At 43.1% G+C, this 23912-nt stretch carries 25 protein-coding genes, 2 tRNA genes and 2 other annotated features; of the genes, 24 read left to right on the plus strand and 3 right to left on the minus strand.

All coding sequences use genetic code 11. The features are described from left to right. Positions 1–256: 256 nt before the first annotated feature. The 9 genes from rplU to ychF all read left to right on the plus strand — a co-directional run bounded on the left by rplU (position 257) and on the right by ychF (position 5699). Positions 257–571 carry a 50S ribosomal protein L21 gene (rplU, locus tag V3C63_RS08155; RefSeq protein WP_329887302.1) on the plus strand — a complete coding sequence of 105 codons (315 nt, stop codon included), beginning with the start codon at positions 257–259 and terminating at the stop codon, positions 569–571. Continuing rightward, positions 571–933, plus strand: coding sequence for a ribosomal-processing cysteine protease Prp (locus V3C63_RS08160; RefSeq protein ID WP_329887303.1), 363 nt, complete (start codon positions 571–573; stop codon positions 931–933). Before rplU ends, V3C63_RS08160 begins: the two co-directional genes overlap by 1 nt. Then, the gene (gene rpmA / locus V3C63_RS08165; RefSeq protein WP_329887304.1) at positions 926–1216 is read left to right on the plus strand and encodes a 50S ribosomal protein L27; all 291 of its coding nucleotides are present in this window, start codon (positions 926–928) and stop codon (positions 1214–1216) included. The genes V3C63_RS08160 and rpmA overlap by 8 nt, the downstream gene beginning before the upstream one ends. Positions 1217–1310: 94 nt before the next feature. After that, entirely contained in the window at positions 1311–2615 is a 1305-nt protein-coding gene (gene obgE, locus V3C63_RS08170; RefSeq protein WP_329887305.1) for a GTPase ObgE, read from the plus strand. 13 nt (positions 2616–2628) lie between these two features. Next, on the plus strand, positions 2629–2946 hold the full coding sequence (locus V3C63_RS08175; RefSeq protein WP_329887306.1) for a YhbY family RNA-binding protein: 318 nt from the start codon (positions 2629–2631) through the stop codon (positions 2944–2946). A 33-nt stretch (positions 2947–2979) separates the two neighbouring features. Then, positions 2980–3597 carry a nicotinate-nucleotide adenylyltransferase gene (nadD, locus tag V3C63_RS08180; RefSeq protein ID WP_329887307.1) on the plus strand — a complete coding sequence of 206 codons (618 nt, stop codon included), beginning with the start codon at positions 2980–2982 and terminating at the stop codon, positions 3595–3597. A gap of 1 nt (position 3598) precedes the next feature. Further along, positions 3599–4219, plus strand: coding sequence for a bis(5'-nucleosyl)-tetraphosphatase (symmetrical) YqeK (gene yqeK / locus V3C63_RS08185; RefSeq protein ID WP_329887308.1), 621 nt, complete (start codon positions 3599–3601; stop codon positions 4217–4219). Beyond that, entirely contained in the window at positions 4203–4580 is a 378-nt protein-coding gene (gene rsfS / locus V3C63_RS08190) for a ribosome silencing factor (RefSeq protein WP_329887309.1), read from the plus strand. Before yqeK ends, rsfS begins: the two co-directional genes overlap by 17 nt. A 39-nt stretch (positions 4581–4619) precedes the next feature. Next, positions 4620–5699: a redox-regulated ATPase YchF gene (gene ychF / locus V3C63_RS08195; RefSeq protein ID WP_329887310.1), complete on the plus strand. Its 1080-nt coding sequence runs from the start codon at positions 4620–4622 to the stop codon at positions 5697–5699. 84 nt (positions 5700–5783) lie between these two features. Here ychF and proC read toward each other — a convergent pair whose 3' ends face one another. After that, positions 5784–6590, minus strand: coding sequence for a pyrroline-5-carboxylate reductase (gene proC, locus V3C63_RS08200; RefSeq protein WP_329887311.1), 807 nt, complete (start codon positions 6588–6590; stop codon positions 5784–5786). Positions 6591–6723: 133 nt separating this feature from the next. On the opposite strand from proC, the gene V3C63_RS08205 reads away from it, so the two are divergent. The 4 genes from V3C63_RS08205 to V3C63_RS08220 all read left to right on the plus strand — a co-directional run bounded on the left by V3C63_RS08205 (position 6724) and on the right by V3C63_RS08220 (position 9977). Further along, a tRNA-Ser gene (locus V3C63_RS08205) sits at positions 6724–6812 on the plus strand. A gap of 24 nt (positions 6813–6836) precedes the next feature. Continuing rightward, positions 6837–6912, plus strand: a tRNA-Ala gene (locus V3C63_RS08210). 930 nt (positions 6913–7842) lie between these two features. Continuing rightward, the gene (locus V3C63_RS08215; protein WP_329887312.1) at positions 7843–9096 is read left to right on the plus strand and encodes a prealbumin-like fold domain-containing protein; all 1254 of its coding nucleotides are present in this window, start codon (positions 7843–7845) and stop codon (positions 9094–9096) included. Between the two features lie 347 nt (positions 9097–9443). Beyond that, positions 9444–9977 (plus strand): helix-turn-helix domain-containing protein, encoded by a 534-nt coding sequence (locus tag V3C63_RS08220; RefSeq protein WP_329887313.1) that lies wholly within the window; start codon positions 9444–9446, stop codon positions 9975–9977. A 236-nt stretch (positions 9978–10213) separates the two neighbouring features. On the opposite strand, the gene V3C63_RS08225 is transcribed toward V3C63_RS08220, so the two are convergent. Continuing rightward, a complete protein-coding gene (locus V3C63_RS08225; protein WP_329887314.1) occupies positions 10214–10924 on the minus strand; it encodes a LexA family transcriptional regulator in 711 nt (236 codons plus the stop codon). Positions 10925–11103: 179 nt separating this feature from the next. Between V3C63_RS08225 and V3C63_RS08230 the strand changes: the two genes are divergently transcribed. From V3C63_RS08230 to V3C63_RS08280, 11 genes are all read left to right on the plus strand, one after another. Further along, positions 11104–11685 carry a hypothetical protein gene (locus tag V3C63_RS08230; RefSeq protein WP_329887315.1) on the plus strand — a complete coding sequence of 194 codons (582 nt, stop codon included), beginning with the start codon at positions 11104–11106 and terminating at the stop codon, positions 11683–11685. Between the two features lie 84 nt (positions 11686–11769). Further along, positions 11770–11969, plus strand: a binding site (T-box leader). A 52-nt stretch (positions 11970–12021) separates the two neighbouring features. Next, positions 12022–13956, plus strand: coding sequence for a threonine--tRNA ligase (gene thrS / locus V3C63_RS08235; RefSeq protein ID WP_329887316.1), 1935 nt, complete (start codon positions 12022–12024; stop codon positions 13954–13956). Between the two features lie 211 nt (positions 13957–14167). Continuing rightward, the gene (infC, locus tag V3C63_RS08240; protein ID WP_329887317.1) at positions 14168–14710 is read left to right on the plus strand and encodes a translation initiation factor IF-3; all 543 of its coding nucleotides are present in this window, start codon (positions 14168–14170) and stop codon (positions 14708–14710) included. A gap of 28 nt (positions 14711–14738) precedes the next feature. Then, positions 14739–14933 (plus strand): 50S ribosomal protein L35, encoded by a 195-nt coding sequence (gene rpmI, locus V3C63_RS08245; RefSeq protein WP_006598005.1) that lies wholly within the window; start codon positions 14739–14741, stop codon positions 14931–14933. Between the two features lie 24 nt (positions 14934–14957). Further along, positions 14958–15311: a 50S ribosomal protein L20 gene (rplT, locus tag V3C63_RS08250; RefSeq protein ID WP_329887318.1), complete on the plus strand. Its 354-nt coding sequence runs from the start codon at positions 14958–14960 to the stop codon at positions 15309–15311. 65 nt (positions 15312–15376) lie between these two features. Then, a complete protein-coding gene (locus V3C63_RS08255; protein WP_329887319.1) occupies positions 15377–16189 on the plus strand; it encodes a TrmH family RNA methyltransferase in 813 nt (270 codons plus the stop codon). Beyond that, positions 16155–16378, plus strand: a binding site (T-box leader). (Overlaps the previous gene by 35 nt.) A 41-nt stretch (positions 16379–16419) precedes the next feature. Continuing rightward, complete coding sequence (gene pheS / locus V3C63_RS08260; protein WP_329887320.1) at positions 16420–17442, plus strand: phenylalanine--tRNA ligase subunit alpha; 1023 nt, start codon at positions 16420–16422, stop codon at positions 17440–17442. Between the two features lie 13 nt (positions 17443–17455). Then, entirely contained in the window at positions 17456–19849 is a 2394-nt protein-coding gene (gene pheT / locus V3C63_RS08265; protein WP_329887321.1) for a phenylalanine--tRNA ligase subunit beta, read from the plus strand. Continuing rightward, a complete protein-coding gene (locus tag V3C63_RS08270; RefSeq protein WP_329887322.1) occupies positions 19842–20750 on the plus strand; it encodes a DNA-processing protein DprA in 909 nt (302 codons plus the stop codon). Before pheT ends, V3C63_RS08270 begins: the two co-directional genes overlap by 8 nt. Positions 20751–20822: 72 nt before the next feature. After that, positions 20823–21341, plus strand: coding sequence for a cell division protein ZapA (locus V3C63_RS08275; RefSeq protein WP_329887323.1), 519 nt, complete (start codon positions 20823–20825; stop codon positions 21339–21341). A 236-nt stretch (positions 21342–21577) separates the two neighbouring features. After that, the gene (locus V3C63_RS08280) at positions 21578–22054 is read left to right on the plus strand and encodes a hypothetical protein (RefSeq protein ID WP_329887324.1); all 477 of its coding nucleotides are present in this window, start codon (positions 21578–21580) and stop codon (positions 22052–22054) included. Positions 22055–22181: 127 nt separating this feature from the next. On the opposite strand, the gene V3C63_RS08285 is transcribed toward V3C63_RS08280, so the two are convergent. Next, entirely contained in the window at positions 22182–23498 is a 1317-nt protein-coding gene (locus tag V3C63_RS08285) for a S1C family serine protease (protein WP_329887325.1), read from the minus strand. Between the last annotated feature and the right edge of the window lie 414 nt (positions 23499–23912).

The raw sequence follows: 23912 nt of genomic DNA on the forward strand, positions 1-23912 counted from the left end.
CTTAAATATAGAATAATAAAGATATTTTATCATAATTTAAAGTAAGATTTAAGTTATTATTGAAAAAATAATTAACTTACAATTCTAAATTTTGATTTGAATCAAGTTAGAATATTTCTAAAGATTCAAAAGAAATGTCAACACAGCTTGACGCTTATAAATGATTCTGATATGATGTAGCAGTTAAGTAGCCGCACTCTGTGGGTCATAAAGTTCAACACCCATTGTGGCGAGACTGGTATGAGGAGGTTTAACCATGTACGCTATTATCAAAACAGGCGGTAAACAATACCGTGTTGAAAAAGACGATGTTATTGAAATTGAAAAGCTGAAGGACAAAACCACAAATGATGAGGTTGTTTTTGATCAGGTTTTGGCTGTTGGTGAAGGCGCTGACTTGAAGATTGGAACGCCGGTTGTTGACGGGGCCGCTGTCAAGGCTGAAGTTGTTGAAACTGGAAAAAGCGGCAAAGTCATTGTCTATAAGTATAAGGCGAAAAAAGACTATCGCCGTAAACAAGGACATCGTCAGCCCTATATGAAAGTTAAAGTCACGGCAATCGAAGCATAATGATTACAATTCGCTTTGAAAAATGCGATGGTAACATTCAATCGGTTCGGGTGACGGGACACAGCGGTTATGCAGATGCAGGAGAAGATATTGTTTGCTCTGGCATTTCCGTGCTAACAATTGCCGTTATTAATGGATTGACCGAAGTTGTTGGGCTAAAGGATGAAGCGGTTATTGTCTCCCTCAAGCCGGGACATACGATTTTTAATGTGCCGCTCTCGAGCGACCCTCAAAAAAAAGCCGCCATCGCAGCCTTGATAGATACCTATGAACTCAATGTCAGGGCGACAGCGGATGAATATCAAGATTATGTAAAGGTGATAGAGAAAAATACGATCAGCGGAGGTAAATACCATGATTAGAATGAATTTACAGTTATTTGCCCATAAAAAAGGGGTTGGGAGTTCTAAGAACGGCCGTGATTCCGAATCTAAGAGATTGGGTGTTAAAAAGGGTGACGGCGCTTACGTCATTGCAGGTAATGTGCTTGTGAGACAGCGTGGTACCAAAATCCATCCTGGAGTTAATGTTGGCAAAGGTGGCGATGATACTTTATTCGCAATGTGCGATGGCGTTGTGGCCTTTGAACGCAAGGGCCGTGACAAAAAGCAATGCTCGGTGTATCCGAGAGAAGCTGTTAACTAAAAGTGTCTTTCGAAAGGCTGTCGCATCATGTGTGACAGCCTTTTGTTCATATTACAAAATAATTGATACCAAAAGGAAATGCAGGTGATATGCATTGATAGACCAAGTTCAAATTTATGTCAAAGCGGGCCGCGGCGGCCACGGCGGCATGACCTTTCATCGAGCCAAATATATCCCAAAAGGCGGACCGGACGGTGGCAACGGCGGCAAAGGCGGCGATGTGATTTTGCAGGCGACCCGCGGTTTAAGGACGCTGGCCCCCTTTAAATATAAAAAGAAATACAAAGCCGGCAACGGCGATGATGGCTCTGCAAATAAAAGCTCTGGAAAAATGGGAGAAAATATTATTGTCCATGTCCCGGTTGGAACTATTATTAAAGATAGAAGCACCGGTCGCGTTTTATGTGATCTTAATGAAGATGAACAGCAATGTATCGTTGCCAAAGGCGGCCGGGGTGGTCTCGGAAATTATAATTTCACAACATCGACGAGACAATCTCCGCGATTTGCTCAAGGCGGTTCTAAGGGCGAAGAAAAAACTTTAATTTTAGAGCTTAAATTATTGGCGGATGTGGGATTGCTTGGCTTGCCTAATGTTGGCAAATCGACCTTTCTTTCGATTGTTACCAAGGCGAATCCTAAAATCGGAAATTACCCTTTTACAACATTGGAGCCTAATTTAGGCGTTGTTGAGTGGAAGAATTTCGATACTTTTGTTGTCGCCGATATTCCCGGTATCATTGAAGGTGCCTCGGAAGGCGCTGGCATCGGTTTATCTTTTTTGCGACACGTCGAACGCACGAAAATGCTCATTCATTTTCTGGATGTCTCTGAGGATTGTTTTGCCGCAGATCGAGACCCTTTAGAAGATTTTAATACGATTAATCGGGAATTAGCTGCATATAGTGATCAATTAAAACAAAAACCGCAAATTGTTGCCTTGACAAAATGTGATGTATCTGATGAAAGAAAAATTCAACGGGTTAAAGAAATACTTGAATCGAAAGGCTACGAAGTTTACGGTATCTCCGCGGTTACCCGAGATGGGATTGATACGTTATTAAGCCGGACGCTTCAGTTGCTTTCCGAAATTCCGGAAACTGAGATTTTTTCTGAAGAGATTTCGGAAAATAATGTGACTTATACCCTGCCGGATCGTCAGCGTCGTGCATTTGATATTATAAAAGAACAGCGTAATGGCGGAGAAATAGTCTACTATGTTGAAGCAAGTTTTCTGGATCAACTCATTCATTCTGTTAATTTTGATGATTTGACTTCCGTTGGTTATTTCCAAAAACGGCTGAAGGATGCTGGCATCTTCAGAGCATTGGAGGATGCCGGCATTCAAGAAGAAGATATTGTTTCAATCGAAGGTATTGAATTCGAATATTTTAAATAAAGGTGATTTTATTATGTTAACCAGCAAACAACGCAGTTATTTGCGGGGATTGGCATCAAAAGAACAACCCGTGATTTTAATTGGTAAAAAAGAGATCGAACCGTCATTGATTAGCCAAACTAAAGACGCACTTGTCGCAAGGGAATTAATTAAAGGCAAGGTCCAACAAAATGCGATGATGGATGCCGGAGAAGCTGCTGAAATTCTGGCAAAGGCTTTAAAAGCCGATATTGTCGACGTGATGGGGTCAACTTTTGTGCTCTTTAAACGGAATCCGCAAAATATCAAGATAAACATTCCGACTAAAAAAAATCCGAATCCAAAAGCATAACATATGCGTTTCTAATTGTGAGAAAAAACGATCATGGAAAAAATTGGTATTATGGGCGGCAGCTTCAATCCCATTCATCTGGGACATTTACATTTAGCTGAATCAGCGCGTGTCGAATTTCATTTAGAGAAGGTAATCTTTATTCCAGCAGGGGATAATCCTTTCAAGCAAACAAATGTGTCGGTCACGCGCCAACAACGTTTTGAAATGGTTAATATGGCCATTGCATCGAATGCTAAGTTTGCTGTTGCATCGATTGAACTTGATCGGTACGGCAAATCTTATACCATTGACACTATCCGCGAAATCAAAAAAATGTATCCCCAAAGCGAGCTGTATTTCATTACGGGAGCAGACATTATGTTTGAGATTACCCAATGGCGTTCGGCAGAAGAGCTTTTGCAAAGTATCAGTTTTATCACAGCAACCCGTCCGGGCTATCCGGTTTCTAAATGGCGGCGGCGCGTTCGGCGCTTGCGCAAAAAATATCATGCTAACATCCATGGATTGATGTCGGCAGAAATGGACATCACCTCAACCGAAATCCGCAGGCGGATTGCGTCGGGGCAGTCTATTAAATATTTAATTCCTGAACCCGTAGAAGCTTATATCGAAAGACATCATCTTTATCGAATCAAAGAAGAACGATAATATGACAAACGAGGAATTTTTAAATTTACAAAATCAGCTCAAACAGACATTAAAGCCCCGTCGTTTTATCCATACCCTCGGCGTCATCAAAAGCGCAGAGCAAATGGCAAGGCGCTTTAACGTTGATAATGAAAAGGCGCGTGTTGCGGCTTTGCTTCACGACTGCGCTAAAAACTATACAAACAGGCAATTGATCGACATTGCGCGAACCGAAAAGCTGCCGCTGGATGAGATCACACTTGCGGAGCCTCAGCTGCTCCACGGCCCGGTTGGCGCTGTTGTCGCACGCCAAATATATGGGATCAAAGACGAAGCAATTTTGTCGGCCATTGCGTATCATACTACGGGTTGTGAAAACATGCAGCCGCTCGAAAAAATTATTTATCTGGCGGATTTTATCGAACCCGGCCGTCGTTATCCCGGTGTCGAGAACTTGAGGGAAGCTTGCAAAGAAGATGACTTGGATGAAGCGTGTCTCATGGCTTTCTCGAATACCATCAACTATATTAATGCCATCGGGGGCCTCATTCACCCGCGGACAATCAATGCACGCAATGCGTTAATTTTAAAAAAGAAATGTCGACCATTAAAAGGAGAAGAGTATCGTGAACCAGGAAAATAACAATCAAATTTTTGATATTTCATCGGAAGCGTTTGCCGATTTGGCACAGTCTTGGATTGAAGACCGCAAAGGGATTCGGACAAAAATCATCGATGTGCGCGACTCTGCTTCGTATGCGGATTTTTTTGTGATTACCGGCGGCGGGAGTGAACGTCAGGTTCATGCCATTGCCGAAAACATTCAATATGAAGCCTCAAAGCGGGGGATGATGCCCAAAAGTGTCGAGGGAGAACGCACGTCGCGTTGGATCTTATTGGACTATTACGATGTGATTATTCACGTTTTTCATGAACAGGATCGTGAATTTTACGATTTGGAACGGCTTTGGCAGGATAATTTGCGTCCGACCGAAGAACAGTAAATCTTTGATCGGAATGCGAGCGTGTGAAAGAAGGTAACTATGCAAATTGGAATTATTGGTCTGCCAAACGTCGGCAAAAGCACTATTTTTAATGCGGTTACAAAAGCGGGAGCAGAATCCGCAAACTATCCCTTTTGCACCATTGATCCCAATGTCGGTGTCGTTTCCGTGCCGGATGAGCGATTGAAGGTCCTGGGGGAAATGTACCAAACGAAAAAAATCGTTCCGACCACGATTGAATTTGTCGATATTGCCGGTTTGGTTAAAGGAGCCAGCAAAGGGGAAGGCCTGGGGAATAAATTTTTAGCCAATATACGCGAAGTGGATGCGGTTGCTCATGTGGTTCGTTGCTTTGATGATGATAATGTGGTTCACATATCGGGGAAGATTGACCCCATTGACGACGTTGAAACCATTAGCTTGGAATTGATTTTTGCAGATTTGGAAATGATTGATCGCCGAATCGATAAGACCCGCCGGGCAGCAAAAGCCTCCAAAGAGGCAAAAACACAATTGGATGTTTTAGAGAAGGTTAAATTCTATTTGGAAGACGGAAAAAAGCCGGATAAAACAGCCTTTAATGATGATGAATGGCGTTGGATTTCACAGCTTCAGATGATCTGCACCAAGCCATTTTTTTATATTGCCAATGTCGCCGAGGATGAATTGCAGGAAGATAACGCTTATGTTGCAGCGTTAAGGGGAAAAGTGGCACCGGCGGAAGTGATTAAAATTTCGGCAAAAATAGAAGAAGAAATCGCGATTTTGGATGATGAAGAGCGTGAAGAATTTTTATCGGCGATGGGCATGTCGTCATCGGGACTCGATCGCGTGATTACCGTGGCCTATCGGCTTTTGGGGCTGATTTCTTTCTTGACGGCCGGACCGGACGAATGCCGTGCTTGGACCGTCCCCAAAGGGACCAAAGCACCAAAAGCGGCGGGAAAAATTCATACCGATATTGAACGGGGATTCATCAAGGCTGAAATCACCTCCTACGATGATTTGATTCAGGCGGGATCCGAAGCAAAGGCAAGAGAGCAGGGCGTCACCCGAACAGAGGGTAAAGATTATATCATGCAGGATGGCGATGTGACTTTTTTCCGGTTTAATGTGTAAATTACAAGGCAGATGATAACCATCAACAAAAAAAACTGCACCCGTGGTTCGTGGATCGCGGTGCAGTTTTTTGTTTGAAATTTTTTATTTGTCCATGATGCCGCTTTTTTCAGTTGCAGTGATCACGGCATTGGCGACAGCACTGCGGAAACCATTGGCTTCAAGGGAAAGAACTCCTTCAATGGTTGTGCCGGCGGGAGAGGTGACCATATCTTTGAGTTCGCCCGGATGTTTGCCGCTTTCCAGCAGCATTTTGGCAGAACCCAAAACGGTTTGAGCCGCAAAGGTGTAGGCCTGCGCTCTCGGCATCCCGGTCTGCACGGCACCATCTGCCAGGGCTTCAATAAACATAAAGACAAAAGCGGGCGCTGAACCGGACAGGCCGGTAACCGCGTCCATCAAAGCTTCCGGCACCATTTCGGCCTTCCCCAAAGAACGGAAGATGGAAAGCACCAGTGCCAATTCAGCATCTGTAGCCAGGGCATTGGCCGTCAGAGCGGCCATGCCTTCGCCCACCAAGGCAGGGGTGTTGGGCATCACGCGGATGAGATGAATCTTTTTTTCAAAGCGCGATTCTGTTTGGCGAATAGATTGACCCGCGGCAATGGTGACAATCACGTTATTCTCTTTAACAGCCGATTTGATTTCGTTGATGATCGTTGGATAAACGTTGGGCTTTGTACATAGAAAAAGCACATCGGCTTGAGTACAAACATTGATATTAGAAGCTTCACCAATCACGCCGTATGCTTCTGTCAGTTGTTGAAGCTTGTCGCCGTCCGGATCATAGATGTGAATATCGGTTGCGGTAAATTTTTTTGTTTTTAGAATACCTTTAAAAATGGCCTGAGCCATGTTGCCGGCACCGATAAAGCCGAGTTGTTCCGCCATGAAAATCTCCTTTTAAACTTTAAATACAATGATTGAAAATCTATTTTCATTATAGATATTTTTTTTCATTGATTCAATATAAAATCCTTGACAGATTTTATTCTCCAGTTTACAATATCAAAAGTGGTCGTTTGGAGAAGTATCGAAGTGGTCATAACGAGCCGCACTCGAAATGCGGTTGCCCTCCGGGGCACGTGGGTTCGAATCCCACCTTCTCCGCCAGTTTAAATAATTCAATAGTCTCGTGGGGGTGTAGCTCAGCCGGGAGAGCGCGTGATTCGCATTTACGAGGTCAGGGGTTCGAATCCCCTCATCTCCACCATTTTTGAGAGATAGCTTGGTTTCGGCCAAGTTTTTTTATGGAAAGATGATCTGGTCGCAACCCGGGTTGTCTTTTTCTTTTCGCATCAGGTCATTGTGATACTGGTGCAATTTTTTTGTTCTTTCTGTATTGAACTTGTCGAGACGCGTGAATGTACGTATTCATTTGCATGCCGCGGAGTTGAAAAAGAAAATTGCTTATTGAGGTAATTTGAAGATCCGCTAAAAGCCGCACCGTATTCTGCTCTTTATTCTAATGGCATCGTCTTTTAGTGAGAACATAAAATCGACACAAATGTCACTTCAAATAGCCGCATAACAAACGCAAGGTTTAGCTAAAGGGTAAGGGTTAGCGCCTCCCAAAATTGTTCGTCCGTTGTTCAGCTCCTCTCTCAGTGATTCAGACTATTTTTATGCGTTTTATCAAATAAATAATGGTTGGAAATAAAAGGACAGTCCCTGAATTTTTAAATGCTGATAGATTGCCTGAAAATCGCCAGCCTCCTTCTTACTTAAAAAATAATTAATTTATAACATTGATTTTCCTTTTTCGCCAAAAATTTTAAGAAAAAGTTTTGGAGAAACAAATATATGTATTTAACTGAAATTCTACAATTTTTTAAGTTTCAAAAATTGTGATCAAAGGGCATTTCCATTCGTCCGGGATGAAAACATGTTGACAGTTCATGCAAACGCACAGTAGAATTATTTTTGTAAAGATTCCGGAACCCCACACATAAATAAAATTTATTTCAGATATCTGGCGAAAAGTATTGGATAAATGTGTTAAAGCAATGTCAATAGCAAAAATAATTTTAATTAAAAAAGTATTTAAAATTACTTTTATAAATTAAAATGTGTGTTATAATAACCTTAATTAGAACATATATGTTATAATAAAAATTTTAATCTAAATTATGGGAGGCCAAGAGTGAGCGGTAAAGAGAATTTGATGACCATCAAGAGACATGCATTAATGATGATAGCGGCCCTGGCGTTTATGATGCTATTCCTGATCCCGGCAACGATGACGCCTGTTCATGCTGAAGGTGAAAAAATTACGAGTAAATCAGTTGGAAATTGGGATGGACAAGCTGCGACCGTTTTTGAATATAAAGGCAAAAAAGCCTTTTGTGTTGAAGCAGATGTTAATGGCGGACCGAGTGAAGCTTTAGACGAAGAGATCAGTAATGATGTCAATGTGCTTAAAGCGCTTTACTACGGACAATATGGCCAAGAGCCATGGAGTGGCTTTAAGGACAATGAAGCGAAAGGGGTCGTCGTTACTTCCCGCGTACTCAGCGATTTTTACAAAAAAACCAATAGTAACCATATTAAAGGTGTGAAGGAATTTAAAGAATTTCTTAACACTCAGCCGGCACCGCCGACTGAGGCCACACAGTTCGCGAAATCAGAACTGAAGGTTTCGTGGGATTCGGCGAAAAAAGTTCAGGTTACCGAAGAAAATGAAGTTAAAGGAGACAAGGGTCAAACATTAAGTTTCGATCTGCCGGAAGGCGTCAGGCTGATCAAAAAAGACGGGACGGTCTTAACCAAACACATCACGCTTTCTGCGGGAGACTCCTTCCACTTAGAAGCTGATGCCGGTGTGACCGGAGAATACAGCACAGGAAGTGTCGGCAAAAATTTTGGTTATCAGGCAATAATTGTTAGGACAGCGCCCGACAAACAAAACTTGGGGCAGCTTAAAGTTATGGAGGATACTGCAGCAGCGACTTCGTTTAAAGCGCAATGGCTCAGGTTCAGCAATGTGTCCGTCACTAAAAAAGACATCACCAGCAAAAAGGAACTTCCCGGGGCAAAGATGAAAGTCTTGGATGCCAAAACCGGCGATTTGGTTGACGAATGGACCTCTACGCAGAATGCTCACTTCATTAAGAATCTTGTGGCCGGAAGAGAATATATTCTCAAAGAAGTTGTCGCTCCAAAAGATTACGAACTGAATCACGAATCGATTAAATTTGTGGCAGGACGGGATCAAACCGTCACGATGTATGACAAACATGTGACAAAGCCTACGAAACCCGAAAAAAATGTAAAAGCTGCAAAAACCGGCGACAACACATCGTTACTGCTTCCTGTGGCGGCCTTCTTGACAGGAGCGGCAATTTTAATAGTATTGGGCGTAATTGCAAATAAAAGAAAGATGAACAAGAAGGGATAATGCTTGTCTGAATTGCATAAAGGATAGAAGAATATTTTAATAAGCCATAAAATCTGAATCTCAATTCAATGAGATTCAGATTTTTTGTATGCCGAAAACCACAAGCTTGATGAAAAGGCAATAAAGATTTATGATTTATAATCGAAAATAAATGATTTGGGATCCACTTTAGCAGATATCCCGCTTTGATTTTAACGGAATTGCCAATTGATTAAAATATGGGGAAAAACGATATTGATCAAGAGACATTTTTGTCCCATGTCAAAAATCAAGCCGTTTGCTCGCGCTGTGTCCTGTTTTTCTGTTGCCATCTGAAATATTCTGTTCTCAAAAGGAGGGAGCAACCCATGGATCAACAAAAGATCGGAGCTTTTTTGAAAGAGCTTCGCAGGGAGAAAACGGTCACCCAGGAACAGCTCGCGGAAACGCTGAACGTGTCTCGACGTACGGTTTCCAGATGGGAAACCGGCAGCAATATGCCGGATCTGGATGTTCTTATGGAGATGGCAGACTATTATAAAGTCGATATTCGAGAATTGTTAGACGGAGAAAGAAAGCGCGAGCAAATGAATCATGAAATGAAAGAAACCGTATTGAAAGTGGCTGACTACAGCAATGAAGAAAAACTGAAACTGACAAAGCGTCTGCATATATTTTATATCGCGGCATTGATTTCGATAGTTATATATCTCATTACGTTGTTTTTTGAGCCGGAAACGCCGAATGGCGCGTTTGATTTTGCACAGGGCGCGATGCTGGGAATTGCTTTTGGCATGATCGTTATTGGCGTTCTGATGACCAGCACACGCGGACAGCAGTTGCGAAAAATCAAACTGCGGCTGTTAAAAAAACGCGACGCTGACAATACAATGACACGTTGAATAATGATGCTGTTTTAACCGGCTGATTTTCCGGGGGAAGGTCAGCCGGATTTTATTATGACCGGGGATTTCTGTCTCTTGCGGGAACACTTAAATTATGTAGGTAATATTATGGATATGGAATTATCATTTCATCGGTATTTATTGCTATCATTTTGAATTTGGAAATAAAAAACACCACCAGCATTTCATATTTATCCTGGCGGTATCTTTTGGTTTGACGCGCACTTAAATATTTAACGTTGAGCTTTGCCGACAACCTTTCCCACGATTCGAAACTGATCAGAACCGGTAATTAATATGGGATCGTATTTAGTATTGAGCGAAATAAGGGAATGCCCCTTTCGGTCCATCTGCTTGATGTATCCTTCACCATTAAAAACAAAAATACCAATTTGCCCATCTTCAAGATCCGGTTGCTGATGGACAAAAACGGTTTCTTCATCGGAAAATTTCGGTTCCATGGAGTCGCCGGAAATTTTCAGTGCAAAATCGGCACTAACCGGTGGATTTTTAAATGCCCGCATTTCAAAGTTCTCAGCATCCAGAAATTGACCGGATCCCGCCGAAGCTTTAAGCAGTTGAAAGGGGAGATCCACCCATCTGGCTACGTCAGGATTGGATTCTGTTTGTAAAATCCGTTCGAATTCAATATCGATTAAGGTATTCACAGCTTTTCGTCCATAAGGATCCATTTTTCGGATTTTTCTTATCTGTTCTCGCTCTGAATTGGAAATACTCAAATCAAAAGTATCCAGTGCGCCGAAATCATTAAGAGAACATTCAAAAACGTTGGCCAAAGCTTGAAGATTTTTAAGCGTTGGATTATTGCTTTCACCTGTTAATAATTTGCTCAATGTGCTGATCGGAATACCGGAGCGGTTCGATAGTTCTTTGGTTGTCAGATGCATTTTTTTCTTGTATTCACTAATTTTTTCAAGTCCCATTTTTTTATTCCTTTCAGCACTATTTTGCAATATGACTAAAAAATTGTCAATAAAAAGAAAGAATAAAATTTAATCTTCTTTACGCTCTCTTTTGTTTACAGTATAATATTTAATAAAATCGATATTCAACGGCAAATATATATTTTAAAAATTAATCGTGTGATTGGAAGGGTTTTTTTATGAAGAAAAAAATTGTGTTACTTGTTATTTTGGTTTTGATAGTGGCCGCCGCTGCAGGATTTAATGTGTGGAAACATTACCAACAAAAGAATAGGGTTTCTTCAAAAAGCGTTGGCCAACCAGAAGTGACGGTGCCTAAGGATATAAACAAATCTTTGCAGAAAAAGACGACAAAAAACAATACGCTGTCACAGGATCAAATTGATCAAATGAAAAAAGATGCAGTGGCCTTTTATCAGGCTGCTTATCAAAAAGATTTTACCATGGCCAAAACCTATATGACGACTGTTTTTGCAAAGGATCTGGACACAATGCTTTCCGGCGGTGATGCAGCCAATGGCGTTGATGTTGTCCGAGATATCAGCACCTATACAAGTGTGAGCTCTCCGATTAATGTCTCAAACCCGTCGGTTATTGCGAAGAACCGGGAGTATCAGATTACATTAAAATTAACAGACCGTTATCAGGCAAAGGTTGGCTTTCAAAAAGTGAATGCAACGTACAAGGTATTTAGTTTTAGCGCCCAAGATTCGGATCTGGGAAACGGCGGATACGCCGGTTCCAGCCAAAAGGGGCGATAAACTTTGAGCTGTTTTGTAGAGTTTCATTTTTTCAAAAAGATTTGATTTTATGTAAAACTTTGACTATAATAAAACTCAATCATTAAAAATGCATTGAAAAGGACCGAAGAAAATGGATTCTTCAAGAGAGGGATTAGTTGCTGTGAAAATCCTAAGAATCATTTTCGTGAGACCGCCTTGGAGTAGACCGGGATTAACCGGCTCCGGACTCTGACCGTTACCCAGAAATAAAGAGGGCACCGTTCGTGCCAAAAAGGGTGGAACCGCGTTCAATCGTCCCTTTATATTCGTTATTGAATATAAAGGGATTTTTTTATTTTAACAATGGAGGATAACATGAAAATCACATTACTTGACGGTGACGTCAAAGACTTTGAAAATGGATTGAGTATTCACGAAATGGCTAAATCGCTGAGCATGAGATTAGCTAAAAAAGTGATGGCCGGAATGATTGATGGCAAAGTGGTGGACCTGCGAACCAAAGTCGACCATGATTGTAAGGTCCGTTTTTTAACCTTTGACGACACTGAAGGGAAGAAGGCATTTTGGCATTCGGCATCACATGTCATGGGGCAGGCCATTAAGCGCATTTGGCCGGATGCCCAGCTGACAATCGGTCCGGCTGTTGATAATGGCTTTTATTACGATGTCGATTTGAAACACGCCATTACGCCGGACGATTACCCAATTATTGAAGCCGAGATGAGAAAGATCGTTAAAGCTGATTATCCCATCGAATACAGTGTCAAAAGCCGTGAAGAGGCTCTGGCTTGGGCTGAAAAAGAACATGAAACTTATAAAACGGAGCTCATTGAAGCCCTGCCGGAAGATGAAACGATTTCTTTTTATGGACAGGGAGAATGGGCCGACCTTTGTGCCGGCCCGCATATCCGAAGCACCGGACAAATCAAGGCTTTTAAAATTATGAGCCTGGCCGGTGCTTACTGGCATGGTGATGAAAATAACAAGATGTTGCAGCGGGTTTATGGGGTTGCCTTCCCGAAGAAATCGCTGCTGGATGAACATCTGGCTAAATTAGAAGAGGCTCAAAAGCGCGACCATCGCAAACTTGGCCCGCAACTGGATTTGTTTTTCTTGGATGATACTGCTCCGGGAATGCCTTACTGGCTGCCGAAAGGATGGAAACTTTTTAATACCTTATTGGAATTCTGGCGCGATGAACACGAAAAACGCGGTTATCAAGAAATTTCCTCGCCCCAGATCAATTACAATAAACTTTGGCGCCAGTCCGGCCATTGGGACCATTACAAAGATAATATGTTTGTGATTCCGATCAGCGAAAATGAAATTTATGGCGTTAAGCCGATGAACTGCCCGAATGCCATCGTGGTTTATAAACGCAAAACCAGAAGCTATCGCGATTTACCTCTGCGCTTATCAGATTGTGATGTACTCCATCGGAAGGAAAAATCCGGTCAGCTGCACGGGTTGTTGCGGGTGCAGATGTTCCGTCAGGATGACTCACATAACTTCATTACAGAAAATCAGATCTATGATGAAATTAACGGCATCTTGGACATTGCCGATTTGTTCTACGGTATTTTTGGACTGGAATATCGCCCGGAATTATCGACACGGCCGGCAGATTTCATGGGAGACATCGCCCTCTGGGATAAAGCGGAAGCCGCATTAAAGGAAATCTTGGATAAGCGTTATGGCGAAGGCGGTCATGATATCAATGAAGGTGACGGTGCATTTTACGGCCCGAAGATCGATATCATGATGAAAGATGCCCTGGATCGAACCTGGCAGATGGGGACCATTCAGGTGGACTTCCAATTGCCGAGAAACTTTGACTTGACTTATATGGATAAAGACGGAGAACTTAAAGTGCCGGTGATGATTCACCGAGTTATTTACGGTTCGTTGGAAAGATTTATCGGATTACTTATCGAAAGCACTGCCGGCAAGTTCCCGTTCTGGCTGTCACCCTTGCAGGTTGGGATCGTTCCGGTGAGAGAATTCCACAATGAATATGCCCAGAGCATTGCAGATCAGCTGCGCGACCATCGCATCCGCGTTGAAGTCGACGATCGCGATGCACAGATGGGGGGAAAAATTTCCAAATTCCGTAAAGAACTCCTGCCGTATATTCTGATTGTCGGCGACAAGGAAAAAGAAGCCAACACCGTTTCGGTCCGAATCCGAGACGGCGTGCAGCTGCATAATATCCCCGTGGATGCTTTTCTAAAAGTCGTCGATATCATGAATAAAAAACGCGAACTGCAGCTGCGGGATTCCTTCGCATAAATAATTATAATTAGTGCTTGACATCGGTAAAAGGCTTCTCTATAATGATCAAAGAAACAAAGTGGAGGCGGTGCCTCTCACCTATCTCTTTGGGAGAATGGGTCATAAGACTTTAACAAGCTTTTGATGCAGGTGATTTGTTTCACCTGCTTTTTTATTTGTTGTAATTTGTTGTAATGGGAGGTGTATTACAATAGCAAAAAGAAAAGACATGCAGCACGAAATCAACGAACGAATTCGTGATCGCGAAGTCAGGGTCGTCGGCCCTAACGGGGATATGCTCGGTGTCATGGCTCCAAGGGATGCTCAGAAAATTGCCGATGAAAATGATTTGGATCTGGTAAAAGTATCTCCACATGCAAAACCGCCAGTTTGTAAAATTTTAGACTACGGGAAATTTCGCTATGAAGAAGAACGCAGGTTAAAAGAAGCTAAAAAGAAACAAAAAGCAGTCAGCATTAAAGAAATCCGGATGTCTGTCCGCGTTGAGGAACACGATATTCAGGTTAAGGCGAAAAATGCTGAAAAATTTTTAGTGCAAGGTCACCGTGTCAAATTGACGATTCGGTTCAGAGGTCGTGAAATGGCCTATACCGATCAGGGAAAACAGGTGCTCCTTGATTTCGCCAAGCGGCTTGAAGAAGTCGGAACAGTTGAGAAAAATCCGAAACTGGAAGGCCGTAATATGTCCATTTTCTTAACGCCAAAAGGCAATAAGGATAAATCAAAGAAAAAACAAGGAAAAGAAGAATAAAAGTTACGCAAGTATAGGAGGAAGAATTATGCCAAAGATGAAATCACATCGTGGGTCTGCGAAACGTTTTAAAATTAAGAAATCCGGTGTTATCAAACGAGCAAAGGCCTATAAAAGTCACATTTTAAACAAGAAAACTCAAAAGCGGAAAAGAAAGCTGAGAAAGGCCGGTTATTTGGTCCCCAGCAATGCTAAAAATATTCGCAAAATGTTGTTAAAATAACCGTGGAAACAAGGAGGAAATAAAATGGCTCGAATTAAAAAAGGGGTTAATGCCCATAAAAAACATAAAAAGATTTTGAAGCTTGCAAAGGGTTATTACGGTGCAAAGAGCAAATTATATCGCCCGGCTAACGAAGCGGTTATGCGGGCGCTGCGTTCTGCTTACAGCGGCCGTAAACAGAAGAAACGGGATTATCGCAAACTTTGGATCACCAGAATCAATGCGGCTGCACATTTGAATGATCTGAACTACAGCAAGATGATGCATGGTCTGAAGGTTGCCAATGTGGCCATTGACCGCAAGATTCTGGCTGACCTGGCGATGAATGACGCCGCTGCATTTAGCAAATTGGCTGAAGTCGCGAAAGAAAATCTCTAAATGTGTCAGACACCCCGGGAATTTAATCTTTTACCGGGCTCTGATCTGTTTTTGAAACACAGTTTATGCAAAAGTTTCCAGACATTATCTCGTCAAAACAAAATCCGCTGATTAAGGAAATTAAGGCTCTATCTCGGCGGAAAAACAGAGATTTGAGCGGCCGCTACTTTTTTGAAGGGTGGAAACTGGCCCAAGAGGCAATAGCGGCTCAAATTCCCATTGACCATATTTTGGTCAGTCAAAGCTGGCTTCAGAAGAACGTTGCATTAACGGCTGCGTCCTCGCTTGAACACACGATTGTTGCAGATGCTGTGATGACCCATTTGTCATCTCAGATGCATCCGGAAGGCATTTTGTGTGTTGCCAGAAAAAGGGAAGCAAAAGAGGGATCCTATCACAAATATATCCTGTTGGACGGGATGTCCGATCCCGGAAATATGGGAGCCATCATTCGAACCGCAGATGCCGCCGGCTTTGACATCGTTGTTTGTTTAGATAATTGTGTGGATATTTATAATGAAAAAACGTTGCGCGCGTCAATGGGATCTTGCTTTCATTTGCCGATAAAGATGGATCGGTCGGCAGAAATTGTTATTGACGAATTAAAAGAAAACAAGATTCCGATCATCGGCGCTTCGCTTCAGGGAAAAACATCTCTGAAGCCGCCACAGGCAAGCGAAGGTTTATCTAAATTCGCATTGATTTTGGGCAGTGAATCCCACGGGATTCGCCCTGAAATAGAGGCACGATGCGATTCTCTTTGGAAACTGCCCATCTTAGGGAAAGCTGAGTCTTTGAACGTTGCCGTTGCTGCAGGCATTATGATGTATGCTTGTCAATCATATTTTTGCGATGAAGAAGTTTGTACCGCAAATTAAAGGTTCTTAAGAGAAAATACCAGTTGCTGAGAGGTATTTGAACGCTTTGCGAGAAGTTTCGCTTCTGAGCATTTCGGCTGAAACCGAGTAGGCTGAAACGTACGACCTGCGTTATGTGTTTGAGTGATTCGGCATGAATAATTTTTTGCCGGGTAAGCAAGGTGGTACCGCGGAATTTTCGTCCTTATATTTTAAATATAAGGATTTTTTTATTTGAAAGGAGTTACGCCGTGAAAGATCAATTAAATCAAATAAAGAAGATGTTTCAAGATGAAATGGCCAAAGTCAAGGATATGAAAGAATTGGACAATGTTCGCGTTCAATTTCTGGGGAAAAAGGGGGCGATGACCCAATTCATGAAAGGGATGGGAAAGCTCTCGAAAGAAGAACGCCCCGTCATTGGCAAACTGGCCAATGAGGTTCGTCAGGAAATTCAAAACGGACTCAATAGTTTTAAACACGAAATGGAAACCAAAGCTCTGGAGGCCCGTCTGACAAAAGAACGCATCGATGTGACCCTCCCCGGGAAGGCGCCGGCAATCGGCGGCCATCATCCTTTGGATATCGTTACCGGCGAATTGGAAAATATATTTCTGGGAATGGGATTTTCGATTGTCGAAGGGCCGGAAATTGAATGGGTTAAGTATAACTTTGACGATTTGAACATGCCTTTGGATCATTCGTCGCGAGACAAACAGGAATCTTTTTATTATCGGGAAAATATGGTATTAAGAACGCAGACGTCGCCGGTTCAGGTTCGGACCATGCTCGAACAAAAGCCGCCGTTACGCATTGTCTCCCCCGGGCGCGTGTATCGCTCCGACGAAATCGATGCCACCCATTCACCGGTCTTCCACCAAATGGAGGGGCTTGTGATCGATAAGGGGATTACCATGTCCGATCTGAAGGGAACGATGGATCTTTTTGCCAAGCAGTTATTTGGCAACAAAACAAAAACCAAATTTCGTCCCCATCAGTTCTATTTCACAGAACCTTCGGCTGAAATGGACGTGACCTGTTTCAGATGCGGCGGTGAAGGCTGTTCCGTTTGCGATGATTCCGGCTGGGTCGAACTTTTGGGATGCGGGATGGTGCATCCCAACGTGCTCAAGGCCTGCGGCATCGATCCGGAAGTTTATTCGGGCTTTGCCTTTGGCCTCGGTCTCGACCGCATCGCGTTGACCAAATACGGCATTACAGATTTGCGGATTTTATTTGAAAATGATATCCGTTTCTTAGAACAATTTAAATAATCGGAGGGAAAACATGCTTGTATCTTTAAATTGGTTAAAAGAATATGTCAACGTTAATCAGGATGTTAAGACCTTTGGCGATGTGCTGACCATGTCCGGCACGAAGGTCGAAACGATTCAGCCGGTTAATCCCAATGTTCAAGGCATTTTAACCGGCAAAATCACGAAAATTACCAAGCATCCCAACGCGGATAAATTGCAGATTTGCGATGTCGATTTTGGCGATAAAATACTCCCGATTATTACCAGTGCCAAAAATGTTTTTGTGGGCGCCGTGGTCCCTGTTGCCGTGGCCGGATCCGTTATCGCCGACGGCACAAAAATGAAGCCGACCTCATTCCGCGGGATTGAATCGCCGGGAATGATGTGCTCGGGAGAAGAGATGGGACTGGATACCGGTCTATTTAGCCAGGAAATCATGAACGGCATTTATATTCTACCTGAAGATACGGAACTGGGGCAGGAAGTTCGAGATCTTTTTTGGGTCAACGACCAAATCATCGATGTGGAATTAACGGCCAACCGTAGCGATTGCCAATCGATTTATGGGATTGCTCGGGAAGCCGCGGCGGCCCTGGACGAACCCATTGAGCCGATCACACTTTATCAGGAGTCACAGAGTGTTCAGGATTTGCTGCCGATTGAAAATTTCCTGAAGGTCTCTGTCGAAAGCGATCTGTGCGCTCGTTACACCGCGCGGATGTTTAAAGTCAACAAAATTGGCCCTTCCCCCATCTGGATGCAGCGCAAATTGCTGAACAGCGGCGTTCGGCCGATTAATAATATTGTGGATGTGACCAATTATGTGATGCTGGAAGTCGGGCAGCCGCTCCATGCTTTTGATTGTCAAAGCATCGGCAGTCAGGAAATCATCGTCAAACAGTGTGACGACCAATCCGTCACGACATTGGACGGTCAGGAACGCGCCATTGACGCCGAAATGATAATGATTACCAATGGGCAAAAACCGATTGCCGTCGCGGGCATCATGGGCGGACTCAATTCAGAAATTACTGATCAAACAGAATATGTCGTGCTGGAATCAGCCTGCTTTGATAAAACGAGCGTCCGCAGAACTTCCCGCAAGATGGGGCTCAGGACAGAAGCTTCTGCGCGCTACGAAAAGGGAACTTTTCCGGGATTGTGTGAAGTGGCAGCGCTTAGAGCTGCCTATCTCTTTGAATCCATTGGCGCTTGCGAGGTCATTCCGGGGATGATTGATATTTATCCGCATCCGGAAGAAGCCCATACCATTACCGTAGATCCGCAATGGATCAGCCGGGTCCTGGGCATTGATATTTCGGCCGATGACATTGTAAAAATTTTAAATCGGCTGTTCCTTGAAGTTCAGCCTGCAGACGGTCAGCGGCTGAAAGTCATCGTCCCTGAATATCGCCGGGATCTGCGCATTCGTGAAGATATCGCCGAAGAAGTGGCGCGCATTTATGGCTATGACCGCATCCCAAACACCATCATGGGCGGAACGACTTTGGTCGGCCTTAAGACCGACGCGCAGGTATTTAAAACGAAAATTGAAGACTTGCTCATTGGTTCGGGCTATTTTCAAACCATGACCACGTCATTCACGTCGCTTAAAACCATTCATGACATGCAAATGGATAAAGTAGAAGCGCCGGTGGTCATCATGAATCCCCTGGGCGAGGATAGTGCCGTGATGCGCTTCACTTTGGCCGGTGAGCAATTGTCGCTGATTGCTCTGAATCACAGCCGGAAAAATCCGTCAGGCCGTTTTTTTGAGATCGCATCGACCTATCATGTGAATTCGGATACCGATGATCTGCCGATTGAAACCAAACATTTGGTGATGACAAGTTACAATGCTGACGATTTTTACAGCTTTAAAGGGGTGGCAGAGCGCGTTCTTGCAGAAGTCGGTCAAACATCCGTTCGCTTTGAAGCCGGCGGGGACCATTTGTTCCACCCGGGGAGAAAGGCGATCATTTCGATTGATGGCGTCACTACCGGGCAGATGGGCGAAATCCATCCAGTCGTCGCGAAAAAATTCGTATTGCCGAAGCATACGCTCCTGGCAGAATTTGATTTTAACATCTTAACTGAAATGGCCTCCAATCGCACCATTCATTTTGATGACTTGCCGAAATATCCTTCTTCAACCCGGGATCTGGCGGTGATCGTGCCGGAAGCATTGCCATCTTCAGCGGTCTGGGAAATCATCGAAGATCACCACGCCGACATCATGGAATCCATCGATCTCTTTGATGTCTACCGCGGGGAACAAATCGGCGAAGGCAAGAAGAGTTTGGCATTTTCCATAACGTTCCGCCACGCTGAACGGACGTTAACCGACGACGATATTAATCCGATTGTCGATGCCATCGTAGTGGATTTGGAAACGAAACTTCACGCTCAACTGCGCGATGAATAATTCAAATACGACGGAAGCGCTGCTGGCCGTTTCCCGATTAGAGGGGATGAGTCGACAGCGCTTTGCTCAATTTGTGCGCCAGCTTAAAAAACAAGACTTGCCTGAAAATCAGCATCTGACTTATTTTGATTTGATCGATTTTGGGATGTGCGTCAATTTATTTTCACCGATGCTGCCAATTTCTTTCTTTATGGCAGGATATCAATCGGCTCAGCAAATTTTAGAACTTTGCGGCAAAGCGGCCATTCAAATGACTTCACCTTTCGATGAGATGTTTCCCACGTGTTTTCAAACATCGGATGGCCCTGCTCTGCTGTTTTACCAGGGAGAGCTTCGCTGTCTCGGAGAAAGACGCATGGCTGTGATCGGGACCCGAACGCCTTCAGCGAGCGGGAAGATTCTCGCATATAATATGGGTCATGAGCTGGCAAAACGCGATATCTGTGTGATCAGTGGTTTGGCAAAGGGATGTGATACGGCTGCGCACTTGGGCTGTCTGGAAAATGGCGGCAAAACGGTGGCTTTTTTGCCAGCTTCATTAACGGCCGTTGTGCCGTCAAGCAATCAGGAACTGGCGAATAAAATTATTAAGGGCGGGGGATGTTTAATCTCAGAATATTCACCTCTCGAAGAGATGCCTCGAAAGCATTATTATATCGCGCGGGATCGCTTACAAGCTATGAGTGCTCAGGCTCTCATTGTGTCCGAATTTGATGAAAACAGCGGAACCATGCACACTTTGCGTTTTGCCGAAAAGTATAAGCGTCCGATCATCGCGGATCATACCATTGCCGCATCTGCACCGGAAATAAAAGATGTGCTGTCTAAACTGAAAACAGATATCCAAATTCTTACAATGGCAGAAATAAAAATCTTTTTAAATAATATACGAAAAAATTGAAAACCCTTCTCATTTTATCTATAATAAAATTGAACAAAGCATGGAGGAAGATCGGAGGGAACAAAGAGAGATATGGCAAATGATAGAAAGTCGATTGAATTAACCATTATGGGTACACCCTTGCCGGTTAAAGTGGATGGCAATGAGGATTATATTCGCGGATTGGCAGATTTTGTCAATCAAGAATTACAAGAAATCCAGAACAGTAATCCGCATATCAATCGCATTCAGCTAATGCTTATTGGATGCATGAATATTTCGGAAAAATATTTTCAGGCACAGCGCGATATTGCTGAAATGAAAGATCGACTGGCACAGGCAAAAAAAGAACAATCTGCCATCAATGAACATTTAGCCAATGAAAAAGAACAATCTAATCAATTGGAACAGGAGAAAAAAGAAATTCTCAAAGATTTACAAGCCTGCCAGCGCCAACTTGAAGAAAAAAACGAGTTGCTCAATCAATATCGCGAACACTTGAAACAAGCGAAGGAAGAAAGTGAATCCAATCGTAAATCGATTTTAAATCTTCAAAATAAATTATTTGAAAGCCAAATAGAACTCAGTAAATCCAAGGACCATCAATCGTGATGCAAAAAGCAGCTCGTTCGCTGCTTTTTTATATTTAAAGCATGAAGGGGCAACGCTATATCCATGATTGGATCTGTGATAAAATGAAAATTATTTATATGTGATTCAAGCGAATGATTGAAAAAATATTTTATTAGAATTTAAAACATAAAGATATGTTTTGTATAAAAATAGATAAATTCCAAGTCGAAATGCACTAATTTTAAAAGAATTTATGAATAAGATAGGAGAAGATAATGAATTGGTTATTTGTATTGGTCGATAAAGGGACATCTGAACAAAGATGGCTGTTGAAGATCCGCAATCTTCAACAGCTTATCGCTTATCATCAAGCGATTCGTTTGGCCGGTACCGGCCTTAAGGATGACATCAATAACCGCATTAAAAATGTCGATCTTGAACATGCCAGTCATCATACAGGCGATGAAGATCTAGATCAACAATTCATTGCGATTACGAGCCAGAAAAATATTTATTACGATGCCTATGGTAATTGGTCAACCGATGAACATGTGGCAGATAATTTTTTATATCGCAAGTTTTTAGAATTCCCGCATTTTACTGAGGACGATATCGCCATTAAGTCATTCAATGATGGGGCACATTCATATGCACGTTTGGGAGATTTGGAAGTTCGGGAAGGAGATGTTGTCAAATGGGATACCTTTGACGAAGCGTATCAAGCTTGCCTGCGTATCATTGGTCAATCATAAAAATCTGTCATTCCGGCAAAAGAGGAAGAGGGATATTATTGCGTATAACACCAATTATACGCAATAATATCCCGGTCCTTAGCAAAAGAGCCCCCGACGGATTTTCTATCCGTCGGGGGCTCTTGTCTTAGAATAATCTGCCACCTTCGTTATTATTATCATTTGAGTTGTCCGATGAGTTGTCCGATGAGTTGTCCGATGCATTTGCATTGTTGCTTGAACTGCTGCTTTTAGTTGCTTCTTTTAAAGTAACGGTCACCGTTTTTGAAGAGCCATCCCTTGAAATGGTAATCTTGATTTTATCACCGACAGACTTTTTTTGGACAGCGGCCGTGACATCAGCGGCCTCAGATACCTTTTTCCCAGAAACGGCCGTAATAACATCCCCGGATTGCAGCCCGGCCTGATCTGCTGCGGAATTTTTTGTCACACTGACGATCACAACGCCCGTTTGACCGGCACCATATCGCATAGCGCTTTGAGCACTGGTTGCATCTACAATGGTAACACCTAAACTCGACCGGCCTTTGACATAGCCATTGGCTTTTAACGATTCAATCACCTTGGCTGCGGTATCTATGGGAACGGCAAATCCAAGCCCTTCAACGCCGCTGCCGGAAGATTTCGATTCAACAATACCAACCAATTCACCATATTGATTAAACAGACCGCCGCCGGAATTGCCCGGATTCACTTGAGCGGAAGTTTGAATCAAAGTCATTTTGTGACCCGAAATGGTTATTTGACGTTCCTTGGCTGAAATAATGCCTTCCGTAACTGTTCCGCTCAATTCACCCAGCGGATTACCAATGGCCACAGCCGTTTCGCCAGCATCCAGCTCACTGGATTTGCCGATGACAGCTGGTGTTAAATTTGATGCCGATATTTTGATGAGCGCGATATCCGTTTGTGAATCGCTGCCAATTACTTTGGCGGTATATTCTTTGTTATCAGAGGTTTTCACTTTGATGGTGGTCGCGTTATTTACAACGTGCGCACAGGTAACAATATAGCCGTCTTTTGTTAAGATAACGCCGGATCCAGCACCCTTTGTGACTAAATCTGAATAAATGGAAGATGTTTCCTTGGATTCAGTGGTAATGGAAACAACGGTTGAAGTTGCCGTTTTCGCAATTTGCTCTGTCGTCAGCGTACCATTTCTTGAAGAAGATGATTTGGCACTGGTTGTTTCGGTGTGGCCAACTGTTCTATACATAACTGCCGTTGACTTGCCGGTTATGCGATTGGCTAAAATAGAACCGCTAAAGCCGCTCAAACCACCGACGATCAAACAACCGGCGACGAGTAAAGCCGTGGATCGCTTCCGAAATCCTTTTTTTGGATTCCGTGCGTTCCATGATGTTTCGGGATTGGTCTTTTCATGAATCTCTTCGTACGGTGTTAAATCGTTATTGAGATTATGATGATTATATGGATTGGTCATATCATTTCCTGATCAGAAATATTAAAATGATAGCAAGAATAATTCTGATCGCTCCTTTCAGAATATATGATAAAGACTAAATCTTTAGAGTATTTGAGAATTAAGTTGTTTTTATTTTTGAATGGTTTTTTATTTAAGTGTAAATTGCAATTTCAAGTTGAACACGTGTAGTAGCCAAGCAGTTTATACTTTGATAACTGAATACACCTTGTCCAGCAAGCAGTCGAACAGTTTTTCTGGAGCGCAGTACCTCATTGCTCCAACTCGGAAAGCCGCTCAAATTTCAAGCCGTTACCTGCGGCAATGGTCTTGAAGATCTCAGAAAAATGTTCTGAAGACTCTTCCCGCAGCACTTCCATGGCTGCCATTACCGATTCGGCTTTCTTCCCCGGAATCTTAACGGCTATATAAAAG

Source organism: Pseudoramibacter faecis, assembly GCF_036289405.1.
In the GTDB taxonomy this organism is placed as follows: Bacteria; Bacillota; Clostridia; order Eubacteriales; family Eubacteriaceae; genus Pseudoramibacter; species Pseudoramibacter faecis.

Bases quoted from the DNA above. Each gene is read 5' to 3' on its own strand.
- rplT (WP_329887318.1), top strand. From the start codon at position 14,958: ATGGCTCGAATTAAAAAAGGGGTTAATGCCCATAAAAAACATAAAAAG.
- thrS (WP_329887316.1), top strand. From the start codon at position 12,022: ATGAAAATCACATTACTTGACGGTGACGTCAAAGACTTTGAAAATGGA.
- yqeK (WP_329887308.1), top strand. From the start codon at position 3,599: ATGACAAACGAGGAATTTTTAAATTTACAAAATCAGCTCAAACAGACA.
- V3C63_RS08275 (WP_329887323.1), top strand. From the start codon at position 20,823: ATGGCAAATGATAGAAAGTCGATTGAATTAACCATTATGGGTACACCC.
- V3C63_RS08285 (WP_329887325.1), bottom strand. From the start codon at position 23,498: ATGACCAATCCATATAATCATCATAATCTCAATAACGATTTAACACCG.
- rplU (WP_329887302.1), top strand. From the start codon at position 257: ATGTACGCTATTATCAAAACAGGCGGTAAACAATACCGTGTTGAAAAA.
- proC (WP_329887311.1), bottom strand. From the start codon at position 6,590: ATGGCGGAACAACTCGGCTTTATCGGTGCCGGCAACATGGCTCAGGCC.
- nadD (WP_329887307.1), top strand. From the start codon at position 2,980: ATGGAAAAAATTGGTATTATGGGCGGCAGCTTCAATCCCATTCATCTG.
- V3C63_RS08230 (WP_329887315.1), top strand. From the start codon at position 11,104: ATGAAGAAAAAAATTGTGTTACTTGTTATTTTGGTTTTGATAGTGGCC.
- infC (WP_329887317.1), top strand. From the start codon at position 14,168: ATGCAGCACGAAATCAACGAACGAATTCGTGATCGCGAAGTCAGGGTC.
- ychF (WP_329887310.1), top strand. From the start codon at position 4,620: ATGCAAATTGGAATTATTGGTCTGCCAAACGTCGGCAAAAGCACTATT.
- V3C63_RS08255 (WP_329887319.1), top strand. From the start codon at position 15,377: ATGCAAAAGTTTCCAGACATTATCTCGTCAAAACAAAATCCGCTGATT.
- V3C63_RS08280 (WP_329887324.1), top strand. From the start codon at position 21,578: ATGAATTGGTTATTTGTATTGGTCGATAAAGGGACATCTGAACAAAGA.
- V3C63_RS08160 (WP_329887303.1), top strand. From the start codon at position 571: ATGATTACAATTCGCTTTGAAAAATGCGATGGTAACATTCAATCGGTT.
- V3C63_RS08270 (WP_329887322.1), top strand. From the start codon at position 19,842: ATGAATAATTCAAATACGACGGAAGCGCTGCTGGCCGTTTCCCGATTA.
- rpmI (WP_006598005.1), top strand. From the start codon at position 14,739: ATGCCAAAGATGAAATCACATCGTGGGTCTGCGAAACGTTTTAAAATT.
- pheT (WP_329887321.1), top strand. From the start codon at position 17,456: ATGCTTGTATCTTTAAATTGGTTAAAAGAATATGTCAACGTTAATCAG.
- rpmA (WP_329887304.1), top strand. From the start codon at position 926: ATGATTAGAATGAATTTACAGTTATTTGCCCATAAAAAAGGGGTTGGG.
- V3C63_RS08225 (WP_329887314.1), bottom strand. From the start codon at position 10,924: ATGGGACTTGAAAAAATTAGTGAATACAAGAAAAAAATGCATCTGACA.
- V3C63_RS08175 (WP_329887306.1), top strand. From the start codon at position 2,629: ATGTTAACCAGCAAACAACGCAGTTATTTGCGGGGATTGGCATCAAAA.
- V3C63_RS08220 (WP_329887313.1), top strand. From the start codon at position 9,444: ATGGATCAACAAAAGATCGGAGCTTTTTTGAAAGAGCTTCGCAGGGAG.